Source organism: Geothrix sp. PMB-07, from assembly GCF_030758935.1.
GTDB lineage: Bacteria > Acidobacteriota > Holophagae > Holophagales > Holophagaceae > Geothrix.
The window spans coordinates 2,723,846-2,747,922 of the sequence record NZ_CP132333.1; the positions used below are offsets into that span (position 1 = coordinate 2,723,846).

The following is a 24,077-nucleotide window of genomic DNA, read 5'->3' on the forward strand; positions in this document are numbered from 1 at the left end:
GGAAGCGTGGAAAGGGATGATTCTACCAGAGCCGCATTCAGATCCCGGTCCGCAGCGCCCGCTCCAGCGCCTCGACGAGGGTCTTCATTTGGTACGGCTTCTGGATGAAGCCCGCCAGACCCCGCCCCAGGAACTGCTGGATGGCCTCCTGCTCGTTATAGCCGCTGGAGAGGACCACCTTCACAGTCGGATCCAGTTCCTTCATGCGCCGGAAGGCTTCCTTCCCATCCATGCGGGGCATGGTGAGATCCATGAGCACCAGGGCATAGGCTCCTGGGCTGAAGCGCTCCAGCGCCTCCAGGCCATCCTTCGCCGCCTCCACCTCGAAGCCGAGGTGTTCCAGCATCGACTGGATGCTTCCCCTTAAATCCGGCTCGTCATCCACCAAGAGGACCTTGCCCTCGAAGGGAACCGACATCGGCAGCACCGCCGGTTCGGGCGTGGGGCCAGGCATTCCCAAGGCCCTCAGGTAGACCTGGAAGGTGCTGCCCTTCCCCGGCTCGGAATAGATCTTGATGCCGCCGTCGTGGCCCCGCAGGATGCCCAGCATGGCCGACAGCCCCAGGCCCCGGCCCGAGGCCTTGGTGGTGAAGAATGGATCGAAGATCTTCGCGAGGGTCTCCGGATTCATGCCGCAGCCGGTGTCGGACACCTGCAGGGTGACGAAGCGCCCCGGCGCCAGATCCTGGCCCGCGAACAGGGTGTCCATGGCCGACTGATCCAGGTCGCGGGTGCCGGTGGCGATGCTGATGACGCCTTCGCGGTCGCCGATGGCCTCAGAGGCATTGGTCACCAGATTCATGATCACCTGCTGGATCTGGCTGGCATCGGCCTCGATGCCCGGCAGGTGCTTCGGCAGGTCATACCGCAGCGCCACCTTCTTCGAGATGGAGACGGACAGCAAGTGGGTGATCTCCTCCACCAGGTGGCTTAGGTCGAGGCGCTCCACCACGAAGCGCCCCTTGCCCGAATAGGCCAGCATCTGCCGGGTGAGATCCGCGGCCCTCAGGATGGTGCTTTCCATGCTCTGGAGGTAGGGTTCCGAGGCGGAATGGGGCGGGAGTTTCGCCTGGGCGAGGTTGAGGTTGCCCAGCACGGCACTGAGCAGGTTGTTGAAGTCGTGGGCGATGCCTCCGGCCAGCACACCCAGGCTTTCCAGCTTCTGGGCCTGCCGCAGGGCCTCCTGGGATTTGCGTTCATCGGTGAGATCGCGGCTGATGCCCGCCATGAGGTAGATGCGTCCATCAGGATCCCGGATGGGGACCAGCTGCGTGAGCAGCATGCGCTTGCCCAGGGGCGTATCCAGCACTTCTTCGTAGTGGAGGTTGCGCCCAGCAGCCAGGCAGCGCTGCAGGTTCCCCGTCATGAATTCGGCCACCTCCCGGGAGAAGCATTCCTGGGGCGTCTTGCCTGCCACCTGCTCGGTGCTGATGCCAAAGCTCGCGGTGAAGCTGGGGTTCACCCCCTCGAAGCGGAACTGCCCATCCGGCGCCACCCGCAGCACCTTGATCAGGTCGGAGGAATTCTGATAGATGCCCCGGTAGCGATCTTCGCTGGCTTGCCGTGCGGCCTCGGCTTCCTCCCGGGCCGTGACGTCGAGCACCATCCAGACTTCGCAGGTGGGCAGCGTCCGCATGCTGATCTCCACCGAGCGGCGCTGCCCGTCACAGCGGATCACGGTGGCCCGCAGAAGCGACGAGGGATGGACGCCGCGCTTGACGGCCCAGGCCTCCTCCAGACGCTTGGCGTCACGCGGTTCAAGGATGCCCAGCCAGGCCTCGAGGTCCGAAAGCCGGCCACGGTCATAGCCCGTCATCAGCTCGATGGCGGCATTGGGGTAGAAGCCGCTGTCATCAATGTAGACGGCGCCAGCGGGCAGGTTCTCCACCAGCAGCCGGAACCGCTGCTCCCGTTCCGCCAGATCCGCCTCGGCCTGCCGCCGATGGGCGACCTCCCGCTGGAGTTCCCGGGTGCGGGCCTCCACCTGGTGCCTCAACTGGATGATCCAGACTCCGGCAATCACGCTGCCGACCAGGGCCACGGCCAGACCGAAGCCGATCCATTTCAGCCAGGGCATGCCAAGGGGCGGCGGCGGGGTGAAGATGAATCCAGAAGGATCCCGGATCGCTTGGATGCGTCCCTGTTTGAGGTTGATCTCAGCGATCCGCTGGAACCGGCCGGGGTTCATGTGACCGATCTCCACCAGGCCGGGCAGCACCAGCGCCCGCATCTGCTCAGCCTCGAACCGGAGCTGCTCGCGGGTGATCCCATGGCTGCTCACATTCGGGAGCTTCAGGATGAGGTCGATGATCTCCTCCGGGTGCTCCAAGGCATACTCCCAGCCCTTGAAGGAAGCCCGCTGGAAAGCCTGCACCAGCTTGGGGTCCTTGGCGCCGAGGGTCGCCGTGGTGAAGAGGATGTCCCCGTAGAAATCCACGCCGTAGTCCGAGGGGTGCAACTCGATGAAGGGAACGCCCTGCTCGCGCAACAGGAAGGGTTCCACCGTGCTGTACGCGGCAAGGGCATCCACCTTGCCGCTCACCAGGTCGTCGAGGCTCCAGGCATCACGCACCGCATGCACAGCTTCCGGCCGAAGTCCTTCCGACTGCAGCATCGCAATCAGTTCGACCTGGTCCTGAGCGCCGAACATCACCCTGCGTCCGATTAAATCCGAAGGCCGACTGATCCGGGCGGATCGCGGAGCAACCAGGATGTGGGGAGAGTGCTGGAGGATGACCCCCAAGGCCACCAGGTCATGCCCCCTCTGGTAGGCGTTGAACGTCTGCATGTCGCCGACGCCGAACTGGGCTTCGCCCCGCTCCACCACCTCATGGGGCGTCTTGAAGGGGCCCCCTTCCACCAAGGTGGCCTCCAGGCCTTCGGCACGGTAGAACCCCTTGGCCTGGGCCGCGTAGTAACCGGCGAACTGAAACTGGTGGGCCCATTTCAACTGCAGCGTCACCTTTCGGGGCGTGGCGCTTTGAAGGGTCACCGTCAGCGCGAACGCGAGCACCCCGGAGAGGAATCGCCAAAGGGCTGGAATGGGATGGCGCACGGGGCCCCTGTGCAGCAATGAGGCAAACAGGATATTTCCGTCAATGATTCCATGATCGGCCGGGCGAGTGCATTTCTTCGATTATGGAGCGGTCTATCCCTGATCTGGCACTCTCATCGTGATGCATGTCACGCCTGCTCCGCGGGGCCCCCGGTACCCTGATGCCGTGGCCCCACCCCCCTGCTGCGGGCCGACGACCTTTTGGGAGGCCCTGTGAACGCCCTGCTTGAAACCCTCGAACCCAAGACCTTCTGGTCCTACTTCCTGGAATTGTCCAACATTCCCCGGGGTTCCAAGAATGAGGCCGCCGCCGCCGACTGGGTTGCCGAACAGGGCAAGGCCCTGGGCTGCGAGGTGGAACGCGATGCCGTGGGTAACGTGATCATCCGCAAGAAGGCCACCCCCGGCAAGGAAGGCCGCCCCACCACCTGCCTCCAGGCCCACGTGGACATGGTTTGCGAGAAGAACGAGGGCACCGACCACGACTTCCTCAAGGACCCCATCCAGGTCTGGCGTGATGGGGACCTGCTGCGGGCCAAGGGCACCACCCTCGGCGCCGACAACGGCATCGGTGTGGCGGGCGCGCTGGCCGTGCTGGCCAGCAAGGACATCGCCCACGGTCCCATCGAAGTGCTCATCACCATCGATGAGGAGACCGGCCTCACCGGCGCCAACGGCCTGCAGCCCGGCCGCCTCAACGCCAAGTACCTGCTCAACCTGGACAGCGAGGAAGAGGGCTTCCTCACCATCGGCTGCGCCGGTGGCGAAGACACCATCGTCACCCGCAAGCTCACCCGCAGCCCCGCTCCGGCGGGTACCAAGGCCTACCGCCTGAAGGTGTTCGGCCTCAAGGGCGGCCACTCCGGCATCGACATCAATGCGGGCCGCGGCAACGCCATCCGCATCCTCGCCCAGGTGTTGGGCGCCCTGAAGCCCACCTTCAGCTTCGGCCTCTCGGCCATCAAGGGCGGCAACAAGCGCAACGCCATCCCCCGCGAGGCCTCCGCCTACATCCTGCTGGACCCCAAGCAGGAGCAGGCCTTCCGCGACGCCCTCGCGGGCCACGAAGCCCACTGGCGCGCCGCCCTGGGCGCCCATGACCCCGGCCTGCACCTGGCCCTGGAAGCGGGCGAGGCGACCACCGTTCTGTCCGCCGCGGATACCGATGCCCTGCTCCGCCTGCTGCTGGCCCTGCCCCACGGCGTCGAGGCCATGAGCCCCGACATCCCGGGCCTGGTGCAGACCTCCACCAACATGGGCGTCATCGACACCCGTGAAGATGAAGTGGAAGTGAACCTGCTCACCCGCAGCTCCATCAACGCCTCCAAGACCGCCCTCTCCGAGCGCATCGCCGCCACCTGCGCCCTGGGCGGCTTCCAGTCCCACGTCACCGGCGGCTACCCCGGCTGGAAGCCCGAGCCCAAGGCCTCCCTCGTCCAGATCGTGAATGACACCAATGAGAAGGTGTTCGGCAAGAAGCTGGAGATCATGGCCATCCACGCCGGTCTGGAATGCGGTCTCATCGGCGAGAAATACACCGCCATGGAGATGGTCTCCTTCGGCCCCAACATGTGGGATGTGCACACCCCCGACGAGCACGTGAGCGTCCCCTCGGTTTCCAATTTCTGGAAGCTCCTGGTGGCCGTCCTCGAGGCCGTGTAGGCCCCGCCCATCCCGGCCCTTGGCGCAAGCCAGGGGCCGTGATAGCCTTGTTGCTTCCGCCTGAGCGCGGGAACCCTGGAGAGTTGTCCGAGTGGTTTAAGGAGCACGCCTGGAAAGTGTGTGTAGGTCAAAAGCTTACCGGGGGTTCGAATCCCCCACTCTCCGCCAGATCGAAGCCGCCGCAAGGCGGCTTCTTTCATGTGGCGCGGGGAGCGGGGGATTCGAAATCACAGAATCCCGGCTTTCGTTTTGGCCCGAGAGAGACAGCCCAGTGGGCTGTCGAACCGGGACAGAAAGCCGATGGATTCGTGCGGCCGGAGCGTCATGCGCAGCGTGACGCGGAGGGAATCCCCCACTCTCCGCCAGATCGAAGCCGCCGCAAGGCGGCTTCTTTCATGTGGCTCGGGGAGTGGAGGATTCGAAATCACAGAATCCCGGCTTTCGTTTTGGCCCGAGAGAGACAGCCCAGTGGGCTGTCGAACCGGGACAGAAAGCCGATGGATTCGTGCGGCCGGAGCGTCATGCGCAGCGTGACGCGGAGGGAATCCCCCACTCTCCGCCAGATCGAAGCCGCCGCAAGGCGGCTTCTTTCATGTGGCTCGGGGAGTGGGGGATTCGAAATCACAGAATCCCGGCTTTCGTTTTGGCCCGAGAGAGACAGCCCAGTGGGCTGTCGAACCGGGACAGAAAGCCGATGGATTCGTGCGGCCGGAGCGTCATGCGCAGCGTGACGCGGAGGGAATCCCCCACTCTCCGCCAGATCGAAGCCGCCGCAAGGCGGCTTCTTTCATGTGGCTCGGGGAGTGGGGGATTCGAAGTCGCAGAATCACCGACAGTCCGGCGCAGGTGGACCAAAGTCACAGAATGGCCGACAAACCTTGCCCGGGAACCCATTCTGAAGCGGGGCATGGCATGCTCCACTTAAAACCCCTTCGAAGCGCAGTCCCCCGTCAAGGCCGCTCATGCCCTATGCATTCACCGATCTTGGCAGCCACTACCTGATCGTCCTCTCTGGAGTGTTCACAGACCGGGATGTGCGGGACTTGGCCCTGACCGTCAAAGCGGCGGAAGAGGCGGCTCCGGTCACCCTCGACCGGTTGGTGGATGGCACCCAGATCGAGTCCTTCAAGATCGGCTTTTCGATTCTTTCGATCTTCGCCGAGCGGAGAAAGGCCTTCCCGGTGAAAAACCCCATCAAGACGGCCCTTCTGGTACGGGGAAAGGTCGCCTTCGGCTTGGCCCGGATGTTCCAGATGCTCAACAACGCGCCTGGGGTGGACATCCGGATCGTGGCCAGCCGGGAGGAAGCCCTGACCTGGTTTGAGGGGGGCGTGCCCAGCCACACCGGCGACCCCACCCTGTTCAGGTAATCCGGAGGGCAGCCCGCGACCGGGCTTGAGAAGCCGCCCGCGGCGGAACTCACACCGCACACAGGACGGACCGAAGAGTGGATCACCTCGCCATCCACCTGCCGGAGCCTGAGGAGGGACCCTGTGCCAGCCCCCATGCCCAGTCCACCTGTCTTCCGACGGCGTGACCACGGGGCCCATGTCCTCGTGGTGGAAGACAATCCCGTCACCCTGCACTTCCTCCAGACGGCCTTGGAGAGCAACCACTACCGCCTGACCCTGACCAGTCAGGCTGCCGAGGCCATGGCCGCCCTCGACCAGGGGCTTCCCGATCTGGTGATCCTCGACCTGCACCTGCCGGACATCTACGGCCTGGAAGTTTGCCGCCATCTGCGGCGCTGTTTGGGTGGAGACGACATCCCTGTGCTGGTCGTCACGGTCGAAGATGGCCCCGACGGCCATGCGGAAGCCGTGCGCGCAGGCGTGGATGATTTCCTCCGGAAGCCCATCCTGCCGGTGGAGCTCCGCACCCGGGCCCGGAGCCTCATCCGCCTCCGTCAATTGCGTCAGGAACTGCGTGCAGAGCGTGAATCCCTTCTGGACATGCACGCCCAGAAGGAGAACCTGCTCCAGTATGTGGCCCACGATTTGAAGAACCTGCTCAGCGCCGCCCAGGCCACGCTGGAGATGATGGGCACTGAGGAGGCTCCCGCCCAGACGCTGCGCTACCAGGACCGCATGGGCGCCTCGCTGCGGGCCATGCTCGCCATGGTCACCGACCTGCTCGATCTTTCCATCAACGACCGGGCGGAACTGGTGGCGGAGCGGGAACTGTTCGAGCTCAGCCCCTGGCTCGAACGGGTGATCCACGAATTCGAGCCCCTGGCCGCCCGCTGCAGACGGAGCATCGAGCTGGAGGTCCCTCCGGGTTTGATGGTCGATGCGGACCCCCACCTGCTGCGGCGAGTCATCTCCAACCTGCTGGAGAACGCCATCCGCTTCGCGCCCGAGGGAACCCTGATTCAGGTTTCGGCGTGCGAGAGCCAAGATTCATGCGGCCCCAGGATCATGGTGAGCGATCTGGGCGCGGGCATTCCCGCCGAGCTCAAGGAGGAAATCTTCGAGCGCTTCGTGCGCCTGAAGAGTGCCCCTGCCACTCAATCTGGACGCGGCCTGGGCCTGGCCTTTTGCCGGCTGGTGATGAACATGCATCACGGGCGGATCTGGGTGGAAGACAACCACCCCCGCGGCAGCCGCTTCGTGCTGGAGCTTCCCAACTCTGCTGGAGCCGCCCTCTGAATCAGCCCAACAGTTTGTGAGGCAGGCTTTCCACGCGCCCCGCCGGGGAAACCCGCACGTAGTTGAGCTTCCGCTGCAGCTCCCGGATGGTGGCGGCTCCCGCATAGGTGAGGCCCGAGCGCAGTCCCCCCACGATGTCGGCGATGATCTCGTCCTCGTCTTCCCGGTAGGGCACCTTGGTGGCAATGCCCTCGGCGGTCTTCCAGCCGGTGAGGCCGCCCAGGTGGTCATCGGCCACCTCCTTGCTGGCCATCCCCCGGTACACCTTGTGGGCCGCGCCCGTCCCCTCGTCCACGATGGGCGTCCCGGGCGTGGGCCGGGTGCCTGCCAGCATGCCACCCACCATGACGAAATCAGCGCCGAAGGCCAGGGCCTTCACGATGTCGCCCGGGGTGCGCAGGCCGCCATCGGCCACGATGGAGCGGTCCGCCCGGGCGCACTCCTGGATGGCGCTCAGCTGGGGCACGCCGAAGCCGGTCTTGATGCGGGTGGTGCAGACACTGCCGGGGCCGATGCCCACCTTGATGATGTCGGCATGCACCGAGGCCAGGTAGTCGGCCCCCGCGTAGGTGGCCACATTGCCCGCCATGATGCACGCATTGGGCAACATCAGGCGGATGCGCTTGACCATCTTGCCCACGTACTTCGCATGGCCGTGGGCCACGTCCACACAGAAGTAGTCGGCCCCGGCATCCCGCAGGGCCTCGATGCGTTCCAGCTCCCCCTCGGCCGTGCCCACGGAAACGAAGGTGGGAAACCGGCAGCGCCGGAGCATCGCCACGTTCTCCTCGACCGGCACGAAGCGATGGAGCACCCCCATGCCGCCGCGCTCGCCCACGAAGTTGGCCATGGCATCTTCCGTCACCGTGTCCATGTTGGCCGTGAGAATGGGCAGGCTCAGCTTGAGCTTGCCCGATTTGTCCGTCATGCCGATGTCCACCACCCGCCGAGACTCATGATGGTTGTAGGCGGGGATGAGGAGCACATCGTCGAAGGTGATGGCGGTCTCGGACATGTTCCGCTCCAGGTGCGGGGCTGCGGTCAGGCGGCGTAGGTCTTGTAGAAGTACCAGGCGGCCAGGGTGAAGCCGATGCAGATCACCCCGACACGCACGGGGCCCCGCCCCACGCGGTGGGCCATGTGCGAGCCGAAGAGCCCGCCCAGGCCCGCGGCCACAGCCATGGGCAGGATGAGCATCCATTTGGCGTTGCCGGGATGGCGCAGGGCTTCCATGAGCATGAACGCGAAGATGGCGATGCCGTTGATGCAGAGGGCCAGCAGGTTTTTGAGCCCATTCATCTGGTGGATGTCCGTGAGCCCCAACAGGCTCAGGGCCGCCAGCATGAGGATGCCGATGCCCGCGCCGAAGAACCCTCCATAGACACCCACCACGAATTGGAAGCAGATGGCAGCGATCCACCATCCGGGTGTGCGCTCATGGCCGTGGATCTTCTTCAGGAGGCGGTTGACGGGATCGTTGGCCGCCAGCAGCACCGAGGCCGTGAGGATGAGCCAGGGCACCAGCTGATCGAAGAGCTTTTGGGGCGTGACGAGCATGAGCCAAGCGCCCAGGGCCCCGCCGATAAGCGAAGGGGGCATCAACCGCAGGGCGAAGGCCCTGATACCCGCGAGATCCTCGCGATGCCCCCAGAACCCGCCGATGGAGCCGGGCCAGAGTGCCAAGGTGCTGGTGACGTTGGCCTGCTGGCCCGTGAGGCCGATGCCCAGCAGCGCGGGAAAGGACACCAGGGTGCCGCCGCCTGCGATGGAGTTGATGGCCCCGGCCACGAAGGCCGCCGCCATGACGGTGAGGATGTGGATCAGGGACATGCCCCCACGATGACAGGCCTCGGAACCCTTCAGTAGCCCCTGGCCCCACCTAGAGACGGGTCTTCGGGAAGCCTCTGCCGGGTTATTCTGAAAGGATGCAGCTCTCCTGGCCTTCGCCCGCGCGCTTCGCGCTCATCCTTGCCCTGCTCTGGGCCCTGCTCTGGGTGGCCTACGTGCTGCTCTGGACGCCCGGCCCCTTTTCGCTGCGGGCGCTGGGCCTCTATCCCAAGAAACTGGGCTCCCGGGTGGTGGGCTGGGCGGCGAACCGCACCCTGCCTGCGTCCTGGCGCCTGCCCCTGCTGGGCCGATTCGCGGGCCACTACGGCATCAACCTCAGCGAAGCTGAGTTTCCCCTGGTGGACTACCCCAGCCTGCAGGCCCTGTTCACGCGCCGCCTCAAACCCGGCCTGCGGCCTCAGGACCCGGCCCTTCCCGGCTTCGTGAACAGCCCCGTGGATGGCCGCATCATTGCCTGCGGGCGCATCGAAGCGGGCATGGCCATCCAGGCCAAGGGCCTGCCCTATCGCATCGCTGAACTGCTCAAGCACGATCCCCAGGCCGCGCGTTTCGAGGGCGGGCACTTTCTGACGCTCTACCTTTCCCCCAAGGACTACCACCGCATCCATGTGCCCATCGAAGGCCGCATCACCGCCGTGAGCCACGTGGAAGGCGAACTCTGGCCCGTGAACGATGCCAGCACCGGGAACGTGCCACGCCTCTATGAGCGCAATCGCCGGGCCTCCTGGACCGCCCTGGGCACCGGCGCCGACGCAGGGCTGGAAGTGGCCGCCGTGCTGGTGGGCGCCACCCATGTGGGCGGCGTGGTCATCGATGGTCGTTGGCTCGGCGGCCGCACCCTGCCCCAGGATGGCGGCTTTCCCGTGGACCACCTGCCCTGCGCCCCCGGCGAGGATCTGGGCACCTTCGAGTTCGGCTCCACCGTGGTGCTGCTCGTCGGCGGGCCCAAGGCCGCCCAGTGGGCACCGGACCGTACTGTGGGCGAGGTGAGGATGGGGCAGCGGCTGGGAGGGTACCGGTGAACGACGACTCCGAGATCTTCAGTCAGAACCCCCTCTGGGACGAGGGCGGCAGCCTCACGGGGGCCCTGGAGGCCCTGTTCACGGCGGCGGGCGAAGTGCTGGATTTGGCCCGGCTCCGCGAGCTCACGGGCTTGGGTGATGGCGCCCTGCAGCAGGGCATCGAAAAACTGCAGGAGCAGCTGCAGGGCTCGCGGGGCCTGCGCCTATTGGAAGTGGGCGGCGGCTGGCGCATGGCCACCAGCCCCGTCTACAAGGAGATGGTCTCGCGCCTGGTGACCACCACCCGCAGCGGCAAGCTCACGCCCGCGCAAATCGAGGCCCTGGCCATCATCGCCTACCGGCAGCCGGTCACCATCACGGAGTTGAACGCCATCCGCGGCGTCACCAGCAGCGCCAACCAGGTGAAGAGCCTCATGGAGCGCCAGCTCATCATTCCCGCGGGCCGCAAGCCCGTGGTGGGCCGACCCATGACCTACGCCACCACCCAGGCCTTCCTGCTGCATTTCGGACTGAAGAGCCTCCACGACCTGCCCCGGCTGGAGGATTTCGGCGAGGGGCGCCTGGAAGCGGAAGCCCTGGCCGCCCTGGAACCGCCCATGCCCGAAGATGGCCTCTTCGGCGACGGAGCCATGATCACTGAGTTAGATCCGAGTGCGGAATCCGAGCTGGATCCGGAACTGGATGTGACCAATGAACCCGAGCCCATCCCCGTGCCCAGCCTTGAGCCTGAGCCCCCTGCCACGACAGAACCTGCACCTCCCCACGAAAGCCCCGAACCATGATCCAGACCACCCTCAGCCTTGAACAGCAACCCACCCAACCCAAGGTAGACAAGCCTTCCGGCTTCCACCTGCAGCCCATGCAGAAAGGCGGGCTGCTGGTGGTGCTGCTGGGCGTGCTCTACCTGCGCATCTGGCGTCGGAAACAGGCCAAGGTTTTGTACTGCAGCCACTGTGGAAAAAAGAATCCCCCGCACCAGAGCAACTGCCAGAAGTGCGCGGCGCCACTGATGCGGGTGGATGGGTAGGTCGTTTCCAGCTGGTGGCTAGAATTCGATCTCGATGGATTCTTCCGCCAGATCATTCTCCTGGCCCAGCACTTCGCAGGCGGCACCGTACATCTGAAGCACGGCGGTCTTGCGGTTGCTCAGGCTGGTCAGCAGATCCTTCACGCGCTGCACTTCAGAGGCAATGGTGTTGTTGATCTGAGACACCTCGGAGCGGCAGCGCTCGCGGGTGGTCTCATAGAAGGCTTTCTGGTCCTGGCTCAGATCCATGGAAAACTCCAATAAGGATGGAAAAACTGGGTGGGAAGGTCGAGTTTATCCTGTTTCAGGACCATGCGGCCAGGATCAGCATGATGACCAGAATCACAGCCAGGGATAGGATCACCGGCAGCAGCCAGCGCGGCCGCTGAGGCTTGTCCGCGAGCGACAAGTCCACGGAGCCTTCGGTGACGGCCCGATCTTGGAAATACGAGGGCTCGCGATGGGTGGCCGTGTTCGCCGCCTGGTCCACGGAAGCCTGCGGGGATAAGTCCATCGGCACGCGATGAGCGCCGCTGGCCAGATTGGTGGCTGCGGGGAATTTGGTGGAGATCAGCGTTTCCAGCTGCTCCTGCGTACCCTTCAGCAGTGTGTTCATGTAATCGGCCACGTCGTGCTCGGTGATGGGCGTTCCCTGGCGCTGCAGGTAGTCACGGAGGTCCCGCTCCAGGAACCGGGCGGAAGGGTACCGGTGGTCCACACTCTTTTGCAGGGCGCGACTGACGATGGCAGCGATCTCTTTCGACACATTCGGGTTCAGGCTGGTGAGGTCTGAGATGCGGCCCAGGCGGACTTTCTCCAGTACGCCGAGCTCGGAATCCGCCTGGAAGCAACGCTCGCCGGTGAGCAGCTCGAAGAGCACAAGGCCCAGCGAATACAAGTCTGAGCGGTTGTCCAGGGGCTGGCCCGTGGCCTGCTCCGGGCTCATGTAGAGCAGCTTGCCCTTCAGCGCCCCTGCCACGGTGTGGCTGGCCTTGCTGGCGGCCTTGGCAATGCCGAAGTCCACGAGCTTGACGGCCCCCTCCGTGGAAAGGATGACATTCTGCGGGCTGATGTCGCGATGGACCAGTTTCAGTTCCCGGTCATCGAAGCCCCTTTTGCGGTGGGCGTAATCGAGGGCCGCGGCCACCTTCATCACCACAAAGGCGGCCACCTGCTCGGGGATGGGAAGGCCGTATTCCCGCACCTTTTTCAACAGGGTTCGCAGATCGCGGCCGTTCACGTACTCCATGGCGATGTAGTAGGAGTTCCCGGCTTTCCCCAGGTCAAAAATCTGCACGATGTTCGGATGAGTGAGCTGGGCCGCCAGCTTGGCCTCGTCGATGAACATGGTGACGAAGTCTTCGTTGTCGCTGAAGTGCGGCAGGATGCGCTTGATGGCCACGATCTTCTGGAAGCCCTGCACGCCCCGCTGCTGGGCCTTGAAGAGTTCCGCCATGCCTCCCACGGCGATCTTTTCCAGCAGAAAGTAGTTGCCGTACTCCTCCATGATCTCGGGCACGCCCTTGCTATCAAGGCGGGGCACGGGTGGTGCGACGGGCGCAGGCACAGGCTCGGGCTGCGGGGAGGCCCACTCGAAGGGATCCTTCACGCCGGAGATGCCGCTGAGGGTGAACTCGGTGGGTCCCAGGGGTTCAGCCGCCACCGGAGCCTGGCTGTCGATCTTCTGGGCCGGAACCACCTTCACCGAAGGCAGGGGCAGGTTGGCCCGTTCCGGGGTAGACAGGGCGAAGAGCTCTTCCTGAGGCGGGAGATCCTGGACGGGAACGGGGGGCAGCGCAGCCGGAGCCACGCCCGACTGGGTAAACCGTGAAAAGGAAGCAGCTGGAACGGAGGTCCCTTCCAGATCCGCCAACAGGTCGCCGAAAATATCATCCGTGGTGAGCTTGGGGGGTTCCTGCAGGAATGGGCGCAAGGCCGCAACCAGGGCCGCTTCGGACTGAGCCCGATCCAGGAAGCCCTGCACCTCGACGCCGTGGCCCTTGGCGGGACCACCCGGGCCCGAGGCCGCAGCCAGCGCCAGCACCGGCAGCTCAGGCTTCCGGGCCCTCAGCTTGCGCACCACGGAAAACCCCCCTGCATCCGCATCCAGCAGAAGCAGATCGGGCACAGACAGGGTTTCAGGGAAGGCCGCGGCATCTGCGGACCGAACCCACTGCAGGCCCCAGCCTTCCTTCTCCAATGTCGACACCAAACCAGATGTCCTGATGGACTCGCCGTCCACGATCAGCAGGAGGGGGCGGGACATGGGGCTCCGGGGTCAGAGCTTCCAGAGTAACGGGAGGGATTCAACCTCGCCATAACCAGGAATTCGGGATACACTTCTCGTTCGGTCCGGTGCCTGCCCTGCAGCTCGGCCGAAATCCACGGGAAAGGAGGTGCATCCACATGCCTTTGGTCAAGGTTAAAGAAGACGAAACGTTCGAGTTCGCCCTTCGCCGCTTCAAGCGGAAGTGCGAGAAGTCCGGCATCCTCAGCGAGCTGAAGAAGCGCCAGCACTACGAGAAGCCCAGCGCCAAGCGCAAGCGGAAGATGCTTGCCGCCCGTAAGAAGACCCTGAAGCGCCTCGCGCAAGAGCGTCGCATGATCGGTTGATACCGGCTCGATGCTTCGCATCGCGTTAAAAAGGCCCGCGCGAGCGGGCCTTTTGATTTACTGAAGCCTGAGGACTGAAGACCGACACCATGAACCCTGAACTCGAAGCCCTGGAATTCCCTGAAGCCATGCGCCTGATCCAGTCCGGAGCGCGCACGGCATCCGGACGGGCGACCCTTGGCGCCATGCATCCCTGGGATCACCTCGCCGGGTTGCGCCGACTCCATCAACTGGAACTCCAGGAGACCTGGACCGCCACGCCAGACCGCCTGCCCATCCTGACCATGGATGAAGCCCTGGCCGAATTGCTGAATCCCGCCGGCTGGCTGCTTCCCGAACACTGGCGGCAGTTGCGGGACGGCCTCAGGGCCCTGGCCCGCCTGCTGCAAACACTGGGTGGCCTCACCTGGCCTGAAAACCGCCCAGCGCCTGCGGGTACCCATTTGGGCATCGACCCGCTGCAGGTGACTGCAGCCCTGCTGCCGGACCCTGCGCCCCTGGCGGAGCGCCTGGCGAAGAGCTTCAACGAAGACGGTCAGCTGGACCCCCTGCGCATCCCGGCCCTGGCCAGCCTGCACCGCAGCCGTCAGGATGCCTTCCAGGCCGTGCAGGCCAAGCTCCAGAAACTGCTCCGCGCCACCCCCGATGCCTTCAACGAGGCCATGGTCGTGGAACGCAATGGGCGCTTCTGCCTGCCCGTGCGCCAGGAGCGCCGCGGCCTGATGCCGGGCCTGGTGCTGGACCGCAGCGGCAGCGGCGCCACGGTTTTTGTGGAGCCCATGGAGGCCGTGCCTCTCAACAATGCCTTCGTCGAGGCGGATCGGGACTACGCCCAGGCCGTGCAGGCCTTCCTGCGGGATCTGCTGGCCGAACTGCGCGCCCGGCGGGAGGACTTCCTCCGCTGGCGCGACCTCCAGGCCCGGGCCGACCAGGCCCTGGCGCTGCTGCGCTGGGCGGCGCTCTGCGACGGGCATCTGCCCGAATTGGCCGCCGATCCCCGGCAGGGGCGGCTCTGTCTCCTGGAGGCCCGGCATCCGATGCTGCTGCCCTCCGTGCGGGAGGCCATGGGCCTCGAGCCCCTGCCCCACCCGGTGGTGCCCCTCAACCTCGTGCTGGAGGCGGGCAAGCCGGGACTGATCATTTCGGGCTCCAACACAGGCGGCAAGACGGTGGTGCTCAAGACCGTGGGCCTGCTCTCAGCGCTGGCCTCCTGTGGCTGTGCCGTGTCCGCCAAGGAGGGGTCCGCCTTCCCCGCCCTGCCCAGCCTGCACGCCGACATCGGCGATCACCAGACCATCACGGGAAGCCTGTCGACCTTCAGCAGCCATATCCTGCATTTGAAAGAGATCCTTAAAAACGTCCAGGACGGCGGCTTGGTGCTCCTGGACGAACTGGGCACCGGCACCGATCCCAAGGAAGGCGCGGCCCTGGGCATCGCCGTGCTGCAAACCCTGTCGCGCCGGCACTGCTGGATCCTCTGCTCCACCCACCTGGGTGAGATCAGCCAGTGGGCCCTGCGGCACACCCGCTTCCAGAACGCCTCCGTGCAGTTCGACGAGGAACGCCTGGCACCCACCTACCGTCTGCTGGTCGGTCAGCCCGGGCAAAGCCGCGCCCTCACCATCGCCGCCCGCCTCGGCCTGCCCAGGCCCGTGCTTGACCACGCGGACAAGGTGCTGGGAAAACGCGAACAGGACTGGCGTGACTTCCTGCGGGAGTTGGAGGCCGAACGGACCCGCCTGCTGGAAGAGGCCGAATCCCTCCGGCAGCAGCAGGCCGCCGCCGAGAAGGACCAGGCCATCCTCCGCCAGCGCGAGGAAAAGCTGCGCGAGGAGCGCGAGGCGTTCCAGCGGGAATCCCAGGAAAAGGTGGCCCGGGTGCTGGATTTTCTCGATCACGAAGGCAAGCGGCTGGTGCGGGAGCTGAAGGAACGCCAGAAGGCCGCAGCCGTGAACCCGGATCGCCTGGGCACCGAAGCCCATGAGCGGGTCAAGCAGCTCACCCGCCTCGCCGAGGCGGAGCTGAAACCGGCCCGCCCCCCCTCCCGCGGCACAAGCCCCCAGGAAGTCCGTGAAGGTGGCCATGCCCGGCACAAGGGCCTGGGAGTGGAAGGCCGGGTGAGCACCCTCAAGGGGGATCGGGCCACCTTGGAGACCCCCCAGGGCCGAAGGCTGGAATGCCGCCTGGGCGAGTTGGAGCCCATCACGGCCCGTGAGGCGGCACCCAAAGCCGGCGGGCGCGTGCGAGTGCGGACTGAGACACAGAATGTCGAGTCGGAGATCAATCTCATCGGCAGGGCCAGCGACGACGTGGACAGCGAGATCTACCGCTTCGTGGAAGAAGCCCTGGCCGCTGGCAGCAGGTATATCCGCATCGTTCACGGCCACGGCACCGGAAAATTGAAAGCCGCCGTCCGCGAGGCCTTGCGCGGGCACCCGGGCATTGCGGGTGTGGAAGACGCCCCCCAGGCCCAGGGCGGGGCCGGAGCAACGGTCATTACACTTAGGTAAGGCCCAAAAACTCAACTCACTGCATGATGGTCCCGATGCAGGGAAACACCTGTTCAGGGGCGAACCATGGAATTCTGGAACAACCTCAACATCCGAAAGAAGCTGCTGTATTCGATCCTGGCCCTGGCGGTCGTGCTCGGATTGGCTTCCACCGTGTTCTCACTCTGGCGGCTCAACTCGGCCCTCAACGACGGTCTGCGCCTCAAGGCGGATAGCCTCGCGGGTCTGGTGGCGGACGGCATCCAATCCGGCGTGCAGTTCGAGGACATGGGCCTGGTGGAACGCGGCCTTGACGGCATGAAGGATGACGCGGACGTCACCCAGGCGGCCCTCATTACCCAGGATCCCGGCACCAAGGCCACCAAGGTCGTCACGAAATCCAAGGCCAAGCCCTCTCAGATCGACCTCATGCCCTTCGCCGAAGCCCTCATCAAAGAGGTCACCAAGGATCCCTCCAAGGACCATCCCTCCTTCGAGAAGGACGGGTATCTGGTCATGAGCGCTCTGGTGAAGGTCGAGGGTGCCGCCTCCAAGTCGTACCTCATGCTCCTGGTGAACCGGGACCGCCTGCGCAAGGACCAGGGGGGCGCCCTGCTGGGCATGCTGCTGCTGGGCGCGCTGATGGTGGGCGCAGGCGTCGCGGCGGCCTTCCTGTTGGGCAACGCCATCGTCACGCCGGTGGAGAACATCCAGCGGCGCATGCGCGACATCTCTGAAGGTGAAGGCGATCTCACCGCCCGCCTGGAAGTTCATGGCAACGATGAAATCGCCGCCCTGGCAGGCCACTTCAACCGCTTCATCGACAACATCCACCAGATCGTGCAGCAGGTGATGGCCATTTCCACCAACATCGCCTCAGGCTCCTTGCAGATGTCCGCGGGCATGTCCGAAATGCACAGCACCGCCCAGAGCATTGCGCATTCGGCCGAAAGCCAGAAAGCCAGCGTCAGCACCACCACGGCCAGTGTCCAGGGCATCGCGGGCGCCTCCCAGGTGGTCAACTCCAATGTGGGTGATGCCCTCGGCGTTTTCGAACAGGCCCAGCAGGCCGCCGGCAAGGGCGGCACGGCCGTGGGCAGTGCCATCACAGGCATGCAGGCCATCAACCAGAACTCCAAGCAGATCGGCAACATCCTCACGGTCATCACCGAGATCGCCAACCAGACCAACCTGCTCTCCCTCAACGCCGCCATCGAAGCCGCCAAGGCCGGTGAGCATGGCAAGGGCTTCGCGGTGGTCGCCGAGGAAGTGCGCAAGCTGGCCGAGCGCAGCGCCACCGCCGCCAAGGAGATCACGGCCCTCATCCAGACCTCCAACCGGGCCATCGGCGATGGCACCAAGATGGTGAACACCGCTGGTGAGGCGCTGACCAGCATTCAGAGCGCCATCACGGAATCTGCTGAGCGCATGAAAACCATCGGCACGCAGAGCGAAACCCAGAGCCGCGACAGCCAGTCCGTGGTGGCCGCCATGGGCAACCTCACCGCCATCGCCGAACAGAATGCCGCCGCCATGGAACAGATGGCAGCCACCATCAAGGAATCCACCCGCACCGTGGACGAACTCAGCCACCTGGCCGAACAGCTCAATTCCCTGGTGGCCCGGTTCAGGATCTGACCCGCCACTGCCACCAAGCAGAAGGGTCCCGCAACCGCGGGGCCCTTCTGCTTGAACCCGGACAACTACGGCCAGACCGGGATGAAGCCTGGCCCGGAAGGTCTTTGTCTTTGCGTCAGGCGAGAGGCCCCTGCTATGCTCGAGCGCTTCACAAGGAAAGGCCCCGCTGACGCGGGGCCTTTCCTTGCCTGCCGTTGAACGTTAGAACTTCACGCGGATGCCGAGCTGCAGTTCCCGGGTGCGGTCCTTGTTGACGCCACCCAACTGGCCGAAGGCGCCATTGGGCAATCCTGCGGACGTATTGATGGTGTAACCCGCAGGCGATGGCACGCTGAATTCCGCCTTGTTGAGGAGGTTGTAGATGTCTACGATGCCTTCCACTTCCACCTTGCCATAGACCTTGAAGTTGCGGCTCAGACGGACATCGAACTGGGTATAGCCCGGCTGGCGCAGATCCCCGCGGGTGTGGCCAGGGGCGAAGTGGTTGTTCATGCCATCGCCATTGACCAGGTCGAGGGAGTTCGCACCTGACGGTGAGAGATAGGCGGAGTAGGGCAGCCCACTCTGGTAGAGCCCGCGGACGGATCCCTCAATACCCCAGATGATGGGGAAGAAAGCCACGACGTTGGCGACCCACCGACGATCACTGTCGCCATAACCATAGTTGGATCCGGGATCCTGGGGATTGGGCGTGAGGGAGGCGCCGAGTTCGCTGCTGAAGTTGTTGTTGGCGGAGGTGTAGGTGCCGCGCTCAAAGGAGCCGGTATCCTGCGCCTTTGAATAGGTGACATTGGCAATGATGCCGGTCTTCGCATCCCAGGTTTTCTTCGCAGAGAAACTGAGACCGCGGTAGTGTCCCCAGCCATCCGTCTTCACGAGATAGACGTCGCTGAATCCACCCACAGGGTTCCCCGCGGCGAGGTTGCCAGGCCTGAAGTCAACCCGTCTGCCGCCGACAATGGCAAAACCAGGGCGGTTGGCCGTGGCATTGGACCAGTTGTTGTTCGCGGAAGCGTACCCATCGTTGTAATAGCCCCCGGCGATCAGTGTTCCGCCCTCGTTCAGCTGGCCCAGATTGATATTCTCGAAGCGCTGAAGGTTTTCGTACTTCACGTAGGTGGCAGTCAGGCCCAGCACCAGGTTGTTGCCGAGGTCGTGTTCAATGCCCAGGCTCGTCTTCTTAGAGCGGCTGAGCTTGTTATTGGGATCCCAAAGCGAGGTCGAGGAGGTAACGGCAGGGAGCGCCGCCAGCTCGGCATCAGTCAGGTGACGCATCGCCGAGCCATTGATGAGGTTGTTGGCGCTGAGCAGCCCAGTATTGAACGTGTTCAAATTGGCAGTCGGCCCAGTCCGGGCAAGAGAGAGGCTGTAGTTCGTGATGATCTGGCCATTGCCCGTCATGGTGTTGGAGTGGAGCAGGAGCGGCGTCGGACTGGTGAAGGACCCGTAGCCGCCACGGATCACCGTCTTGCCCTGGCCATCCAGGTCATAGCTGAAGGCGAAACGGGGATCCAGCGCATTGGCGCTGGTGGCCTGATCCAGCCCCTGGAAATTGGGGTTGGGGGCCGGGTTATTGGAGAAAGACTGGTTGATGCTGCGGAGCCCGCCGGTCAGAGTCAGCCGCTTGTCCAGAAGGCCCGAGTACTGAACCTGCCCGAAGAAGCCCTCGGTCTTGGTCCACATCTGGATACGGCCCTTGTAGGGGCTGACGGCGCCACTGTAGGTGATGGCGCCACCGGGGTCAGTCGGCGAAGCCGTGGCGGCGAGGGTTCCGTTGGCCCAGGCGGCGGCCGCGCCGTAGGTGCCGAACTGGAAGCGGCCCGCGTTGTTCTGGAAGAACTGGTTGTCCACATCGACCTTCATCAGATCGAGGCCGCCCTTGATCTGGATGTCGCCATGGTTCCAGGTGGTGGCGCTGAAGAGTTGCAGGGTGTTCTCGTTGCTCTCCCGGGGCGTGGAAGTCTTCGTGCCGAAGGCCATGAAACTGGCGCTGGTGGGCACTTCGATGGAAGGCACGCCCGTCACGGAATTGTTCCGCATGGGCCGGGCTTCGCGCGCGATCTGCAGACGGCTTTCCGTGAAGAGCTCGTTGGTCCAGATGTCGTTGGCTTCCACCACCCAGCTGATGGCGTTGGTGACGGTGGGAATGTTGTTGCTCTCAGCGTTGTTCGAGTTGGCGCTGGTGTTGAGCAGCGTGTCCGTCATCGTCTGGTAGTTCATGCGCAGCACGAAACGGTGGTTTTCGTTCAGCGAATAGTCCAGGCGCCCGAAGTACACAGTGTTGGTGTTTTCCATGGGATAGGGATGGGCCGGCGTCCCCAGGCCGGGATTCCCGAACTCCTGGGCCAAGGTGAGGCCATTGGGATTCGTCAACACCTGGCCCAGGCGGGAATTCACCAGGTTGTTGAAATCGGTCTGGGTCATGCCCGCCGTAGAACTAAGTGTCGTTGGAATGGGGTTCGCCGTGATGCTCTTGTGGAAGCGCTCGACACCCACGAAATACCACAGGCTGTCCTTGATGAGGGCCCCGCCGACATTGAAGTTGACGTTGGTGGAGTCGTTGAAGCGTTGGAGGTTGGCAGGCGTGTTGAAAGTGTGGTTGGGATCGTAGGGAACAGCCTGGGGCTTGGCGCTCCAGCTGGTGCGGCGGATCTGGTATAGGGCGCTGCCACCGAACTCGTTGGTGCCGGTCTTGGTGACAGCGTTCACCGTGGCGCCCGCCTGGGCGTACTGCACGTCGAAGCCGTTGGTGACGACCTGCAGTTCCTTGATGGTGTCGGCGCCGAAGATGAAGGGCGTGTAGACGCCGCCGCGCTGCTCATTGAAGAAGGCGGAGTTATTGCTGGCGCCGTCAATCTGGATGGCGTTGAAGATCTGGCGGCCACCCTCCACCACCATGCGGTTGCCGCTGCCGGACACCACGCCTGGCGACAGCTTGGCCACATCCGTGAAGTTGCGGGTCACCAGGGGCACGGCTTCGATGGTGGATGAGTCCACGCTGGTGATGACGTTGACCTGCTTGGCGTCCACCCCGGCGGAGGCGCCCACCACTTCGACCATGGCCGAGGCTTCGGCCCGGTCGATGTTGAAGTTCGCGATGGCGTTCTGGCCCAGCAGCACCTGGATGTTGGCATCCTTCACGGTCCGCATACCCGGGGCGCTGACGGTGATTTCATAGGTGCCCACGGGGAGCAGCCCCACGCGATACTCGCCGTCGGCAGCCGTGGAGGTGGTTCGGGTAAGGCCCGTTTCACGGTTGCGGAGGCCGACGGTGGCGCCGGAAACAACCTTGCCCCCCTTGTCCCGAACCACGCCGCGCACAGCGCCAGCTGTGGAAGTGGTCTGAGCTGAGGCGACCATGCAACAGGCCAGGGCCGTGAGGGTGAGGGTTGCAGTCCTTCGATTCATGCCGTTCTCCTAGGCCGCGGGCGGCCGTGATGAAACCACGGGGACCCGAAGCCGAGGCGGGGATCCCATGTCAGAGTGTGCCCTCAGCATCCCTGATTATCGGCGCGGAGCTCAAGTGCCTTTTTTGCTACAAAAGTTTCCAAAAAATTCATAAAACCGCTACGGGATAGCACCCGTCTCGTTGTTCAATTCAGAACCATCAGGTCAGGTTGCGCGCTTTCAGGAACGTGACGAAGCCGAAATCGCCGTCGCTGATGTGGTGTTTCAGCCATCCCTCCATGAAGGTGGGCACCATCAGGGCCATCACCTGCTGGTTCTCGCGGAACTTGGTGAGCAATTCATGGAGGCTCGTGAGCATGGTGGCGTGCTCGGACACGTGCTGGCCCAGGTCGGGATAGTTGAAACGGGCCATGTAGGCTTCTTCGGTGGCGAAATGCCGCTCGGAGCAGGCCACGAGTTCAGCCAGGAGCGCCTCCATCGCTGCACCGGAGCCGTCCTCTTGCACCACCTTGCGAAGCCTCTCCAGCAGTTGGAATAGCTCCTGATGCTGCTCGTCGATGACCCGGATGCCGGTGTCGTAGCGTGAACTCCAGGCAACTTCCATAATCCAGGGGCCCCCATTCAATGGACGGAATGCAGGCGACGCTGACACAACCCACATTCCGGCAGCTCATGCCGACGGTTGAATGTAGATTTTCTTGACCTAGGGATCAAGTGAAATTGTCGTCTCGAATGAAATCAATGCCCCGCATCGAGCCTTCCGGCGCGCCCATCGGCCGGAAGGGCGCCTCGGGGCCCGCTGGGGGCCCGTCGGTTTGGTACCGGTGGTCGGACTCGAACCGACACTCCTTTAGGGGGAAACGGATTTTGAGTCCGTCGCGTCTGCCATTTCGCCACACCGGCCAGAACCCTCAGGATATCGCAGGGGCGCGGCTTTTCATAGGGCCGTCAGCGGGATGCGGCGGCCCGCGCCGAAGGCCTTGGGGCTCACCTTGAAGGCAAAGGGCAGTTGGCGCCGCTTGAATTCGGTGCGGCGAAGCAGGCCCAGGATGCGCGGCAGAGCGGCCCGCGCCTGCTCCAGGGCCGGACCCTCCAGCAGCAGGGCGAGGTCATCCGCCAGGCCCTCCTCGGGACGCTGGGCTTCCAGGGCCGAGCTCAAGATGGCATCCAGCTGCGCGTAGGGCAGCAGGCTGGCTTCGTCAGTCTGCCCGGGACGCAGCTCGGCCGTGGGCGGACGCTCGATCACACCACGCGGCACGGCGGGGCCCAGATCCCGGGCCATGGCGTAGACCCGCGCCTTGAGGCAGTCGCCCAGGGGCGCGAAGGCGCCGATGCCATCGCCATAGAGGGTGAAGTAGCCCGTGGCCGCCTCGCTCTTGTTGCCGGTGTTCAGCACCGCCACGCGATCCGTGCCGAGGCGCCGCTGGATCTCCGGCTCGGTGGTGAGCGCCATGAGCAGGCTGCCCCGGCTGCGGCTCTGGAGGTTCTCGTCCGTCAGACTGAAGGCGCGGCCTGGAAAGACCTGATCGAGGGCGGCGCCGAAACCCGCGAAGGGCGCGTCTGCATCCAGCCGCAGAAAGCCCATGCCCAGGTGCCGCGCCTGCTCCTCGGCCAGCGCCGAGCTTTCACCGCTGCTGAAGCGCGTGGGCATCGCGGCGCCCAGCACCCGATCCGGTCCCAGCGCTTCCACGGCGAGGGCCGCGGCCACGGCGCTGTCGATGCCACCGGACAGGCCCAGCACCAGGGCCTGCAGCCCCTGCTTCGCCAGATTGTCGCGGATGCCCGTCACCAGGGCCTTCCGCAGCCATGGGCCCTCCTCCACGCCGCGCCAGGGCTGGCCTGGCGCGGCGGGATCCACCATGAGCGTGCCTTCCTCGAAGGCCTCGCTGCCCTGCCAACGGCCATCGGGCAGGGCCAGCCCCGAGCCGCCATCGAAGAGCAGCCAGCTTTCCGCGCCCACCCGGCTGGCGTAGGCGATGGGCACTTTGTGTTTCTGGGCCAGGCCCGGCAGCAAGCGGCGCCTTTGCGCTTCCTTGGAGGGGATGGCCCAAGGGGCGCTCTTGCCGGTCGGCAGCCAGCTGCCCAGGGCGCTGGGACTGGCGCTGGCGTTGAGGATCAGCGTGGCGCCCGCCGCGGCCAGATCCGCGATGGGATCCACGCCGTAGCCCACGGGCACGTTGCCCAGTTGGGGATCGGCCCAGAGGTCCTCGCAGATGGACAGCCCGATGCGATGATCCCCGAAAGTCACCAGGGGCTGGGGCGAGGCATCGGGCTCGAAGTAGCGGTGCTCATCGAACACGTCGTAGCTGGGCAGCACCCGCTTGCGGGCGCAGTGGCGAAGGCTGCCTCGCTCACACCACCACAGCTCGTTCCAGAGCCGCCCCGAGGGCGCGGGATGGGCCGTGCCGAACACCAGCGGCACCCGGCCTGACAGCGCTGCCAGCCGCATGGATTCCGCCTGGATGCGGCGCCGCATGCCAGGCTCCCAGAGGCGATCCTCCAGCAGGTAGCCCGGGATGGCCAGCTCCGGAGCCAGCACCAGCTCTGCCCCTTCGGCCACGGCCCCCGCGTAGGCAGCCTCCACCTGACGGCCATTGGCCTCGGGATCGCCGAGGCGGGCGTTGAGCTGGAGGAGCGCCATTCGCATGGAACCAACTTACCAGCGGA

At 64.9% G+C, this 24,077-nt stretch carries 17 protein-coding genes and 2 tRNA genes; 10 read left to right on the forward strand and 9 right to left on the reverse strand.

Annotated features, from left to right (window positions below):
* Positions 1-37 precede the first annotated feature (37 nt).
* Positions 38-3,055 (reverse strand): ABC transporter substrate-binding protein, encoded by a 3,018-nt coding sequence (locus Q9293_RS12055; RefSeq protein ID WP_306246793.1) that lies wholly within the window; start codon positions 3,053-3,055, stop codon positions 38-40.
* 213 nt (positions 3,056-3,268) lie between these two features.
* On the opposite strand from Q9293_RS12055, the gene Q9293_RS12060 reads away from it, so the two are divergent.
* The 4 genes from Q9293_RS12060 (at position 3,269) to Q9293_RS12075 (ending at position 7,365) form a co-directional block, all read left to right on the forward strand.
* Positions 3,269-4,717, forward strand: a complete 1,449-nt coding sequence (locus tag Q9293_RS12060) for an aminoacyl-histidine dipeptidase (RefSeq protein ID WP_306246795.1) — start codon at positions 3,269-3,271, stop codon at positions 4,715-4,717.
* 77 nt (positions 4,718-4,794) lie between these two features.
* A tRNA-Ser gene (locus tag Q9293_RS12065) sits at positions 4,795-4,885 on the forward strand.
* A 794-nt stretch (positions 4,886-5,679) separates the two neighbouring features.
* Entirely contained in the window at positions 5,680-6,087 is a 408-nt protein-coding gene (locus tag Q9293_RS12070) for a hypothetical protein (protein WP_306246797.1), read from the forward strand.
* A gap of 123 nt (positions 6,088-6,210) precedes the next feature.
* Positions 6,211-7,365: an ATP-binding protein gene (locus tag Q9293_RS12075; RefSeq protein WP_306246800.1), complete on the forward strand. Its 1,155-nt coding sequence runs from the start codon at positions 6,211-6,213 to the stop codon at positions 7,363-7,365.
* A gap of 1 nt (position 7,366) precedes the next feature.
* On the opposite strand, the gene Q9293_RS12080 is transcribed toward Q9293_RS12075, so the two are convergent.
* Both Q9293_RS12080 and Q9293_RS12085 read right to left on the reverse strand, forming a co-directional pair.
* Entirely contained in the window at positions 7,367-8,380 is a 1,014-nt protein-coding gene (locus Q9293_RS12080) for a guanosine monophosphate reductase (protein ID WP_306246802.1), read from the reverse strand.
* 26 nt (positions 8,381-8,406) lie between these two features.
* On the reverse strand, positions 8,407-9,195 hold the full coding sequence (locus tag Q9293_RS12085; protein WP_306246804.1) for a sulfite exporter TauE/SafE family protein: 789 nt from the start codon (positions 9,193-9,195) through the stop codon (positions 8,407-8,409).
* A 95-nt stretch (positions 9,196-9,290) separates the two neighbouring features.
* On the opposite strand from Q9293_RS12085, the gene asd reads away from it, so the two are divergent.
* Genes asd through Q9293_RS12100 form a run of 3 tightly spaced genes read left to right on the forward strand, consistent with a single transcriptional unit; the run spans position 9,291 to position 11,262 of the window.
* Entirely contained in the window at positions 9,291-10,235 is a 945-nt protein-coding gene (asd, locus tag Q9293_RS12090; RefSeq protein WP_306246805.1) for an archaetidylserine decarboxylase, read from the forward strand.
* Positions 10,232-11,017 (forward strand): SMC-Scp complex subunit ScpB, encoded by a 786-nt coding sequence (gene scpB / locus Q9293_RS12095; RefSeq protein ID WP_306246807.1) that lies wholly within the window; start codon positions 10,232-10,234, stop codon positions 11,015-11,017. The genes asd and scpB overlap by 4 nt, the downstream gene beginning before the upstream one ends.
* Positions 11,014-11,262 carry a hypothetical protein gene (locus Q9293_RS12100; protein ID WP_306246809.1) on the forward strand — a complete coding sequence of 83 codons (249 nt, stop codon included), beginning with the start codon at positions 11,014-11,016 and terminating at the stop codon, positions 11,260-11,262. Before scpB ends, Q9293_RS12100 begins: the two co-directional genes overlap by 4 nt.
* Positions 11,263-11,280: 18 nt before the next feature.
* Here the strand turns inward: Q9293_RS12100 and Q9293_RS12105 are convergent, their stop codons facing one another.
* Together Q9293_RS12105 and Q9293_RS12110 are read right to left on the reverse strand one after the other, a co-directional pair.
* Positions 11,281-11,511 carry a hypothetical protein gene (locus Q9293_RS12105; RefSeq protein ID WP_306246811.1) on the reverse strand — a complete coding sequence of 77 codons (231 nt, stop codon included), beginning with the start codon at positions 11,509-11,511 and terminating at the stop codon, positions 11,281-11,283.
* A gap of 55 nt (positions 11,512-11,566) precedes the next feature.
* Positions 11,567-13,528, reverse strand: a complete 1,962-nt coding sequence (locus tag Q9293_RS12110) for a protein kinase (RefSeq protein ID WP_306246813.1) — start codon at positions 13,526-13,528, stop codon at positions 11,567-11,569.
* 140 nt (positions 13,529-13,668) lie between these two features.
* Here Q9293_RS12110 and rpsU point away from each other — a divergent pair, with 140 nt between their 5' ends.
* The 3 genes from rpsU (at position 13,669) to Q9293_RS12125 (ending at position 18,002) form a co-directional block, all read left to right on the forward strand.
* A complete protein-coding gene (gene rpsU / locus Q9293_RS12115; RefSeq protein WP_285569053.1) occupies positions 13,669-13,875 on the forward strand; it encodes a 30S ribosomal protein S21 in 207 nt (68 codons plus the stop codon).
* A gap of 89 nt (positions 13,876-13,964) precedes the next feature.
* Positions 13,965-16,385 (forward strand): Smr/MutS family protein, encoded by a 2,421-nt coding sequence (locus Q9293_RS12120; RefSeq protein WP_306246818.1) that lies wholly within the window; start codon positions 13,965-13,967, stop codon positions 16,383-16,385.
* Positions 16,386-16,451: 66 nt separating this feature from the next.
* On the forward strand, positions 16,452-18,002 hold the full coding sequence (locus tag Q9293_RS12125; protein WP_306246820.1) for a methyl-accepting chemotaxis protein: 1,551 nt from the start codon (positions 16,452-16,454) through the stop codon (positions 18,000-18,002).
* Between the two features lie 201 nt (positions 18,003-18,203).
* On the opposite strand, the gene Q9293_RS12130 is transcribed toward Q9293_RS12125, so the two are convergent.
* The 4 genes from Q9293_RS12130 to nadE form a co-directional block, all read right to left on the reverse strand.
* Complete coding sequence (locus Q9293_RS12130; protein ID WP_306246821.1) at positions 18,204-21,410, reverse strand: carboxypeptidase-like regulatory domain-containing protein; 3,207 nt, start codon at positions 21,408-21,410, stop codon at positions 18,204-18,206.
* Positions 21,411-21,609: 199 nt separating this feature from the next.
* The gene (locus Q9293_RS12135; RefSeq protein WP_306246823.1) at positions 21,610-22,014 is read right to left on the reverse strand and encodes a bacteriohemerythrin; all 405 of its coding nucleotides are present in this window, start codon (positions 22,012-22,014) and stop codon (positions 21,610-21,612) included.
* A 212-nt stretch (positions 22,015-22,226) separates the two neighbouring features.
* Positions 22,227-22,313, reverse strand: a tRNA-Leu gene (locus Q9293_RS12140).
* Positions 22,314-22,347: 34 nt separating this feature from the next.
* On the reverse strand, positions 22,348-24,057 hold the full coding sequence (nadE, locus tag Q9293_RS12145) for an NAD(+) synthase (RefSeq protein ID WP_306246825.1): 1,710 nt from the start codon (positions 24,055-24,057) through the stop codon (positions 22,348-22,350).
* Positions 24,058-24,077: the final 20 nt, after the last annotated feature.

What these genes read in the sequence shown, in the direction of transcription:
- asd (WP_306246805.1), top strand. Translation starts at nt 9,291, where the DNA reads ATGCAGCTCTCCTGGCCTTCGCCCGCGCGCTTCGCGCTCATCCTTGCC.
- rpsU (WP_285569053.1), top strand. Translation starts at nt 13,669, where the DNA reads ATGCCTTTGGTCAAGGTTAAAGAAGACGAAACGTTCGAGTTCGCCCTT.
- Q9293_RS12125 (WP_306246820.1), top strand. Translation starts at nt 16,452, where the DNA reads ATGGAATTCTGGAACAACCTCAACATCCGAAAGAAGCTGCTGTATTCG.
- Q9293_RS12120 (WP_306246818.1), top strand. Translation starts at nt 13,965, where the DNA reads ATGAACCCTGAACTCGAAGCCCTGGAATTCCCTGAAGCCATGCGCCTG.
- Q9293_RS12135 (WP_306246823.1), bottom strand. Translation starts at nt 22,014, where the DNA reads ATGGAAGTTGCCTGGAGTTCACGCTACGACACCGGCATCCGGGTCATC.
- Q9293_RS12130 (WP_306246821.1), bottom strand. Translation starts at nt 21,410, where the DNA reads ATGAATCGAAGGACTGCAACCCTCACCCTCACGGCCCTGGCCTGTTGC.
- nadE (WP_306246825.1), bottom strand. Translation starts at nt 24,057, where the DNA reads ATGCGAATGGCGCTCCTCCAGCTCAACGCCCGCCTCGGCGATCCCGAG.
- Q9293_RS12100 (WP_306246809.1), top strand. Translation starts at nt 11,014, where the DNA reads ATGATCCAGACCACCCTCAGCCTTGAACAGCAACCCACCCAACCCAAG.
- Q9293_RS12080 (WP_306246802.1), bottom strand. Translation starts at nt 8,380, where the DNA reads ATGTCCGAGACCGCCATCACCTTCGACGATGTGCTCCTCATCCCCGCC.
- Q9293_RS12070 (WP_306246797.1), top strand. Translation starts at nt 5,680, where the DNA reads ATGCCCTATGCATTCACCGATCTTGGCAGCCACTACCTGATCGTCCTC.
- Q9293_RS12105 (WP_306246811.1), bottom strand. Translation starts at nt 11,511, where the DNA reads ATGGATCTGAGCCAGGACCAGAAAGCCTTCTATGAGACCACCCGCGAG.
- Q9293_RS12110 (WP_306246813.1), bottom strand. Translation starts at nt 13,528, where the DNA reads ATGTCCCGCCCCCTCCTGCTGATCGTGGACGGCGAGTCCATCAGGACA.
- Q9293_RS12085 (WP_306246804.1), bottom strand. Translation starts at nt 9,195, where the DNA reads ATGTCCCTGATCCACATCCTCACCGTCATGGCGGCGGCCTTCGTGGCC.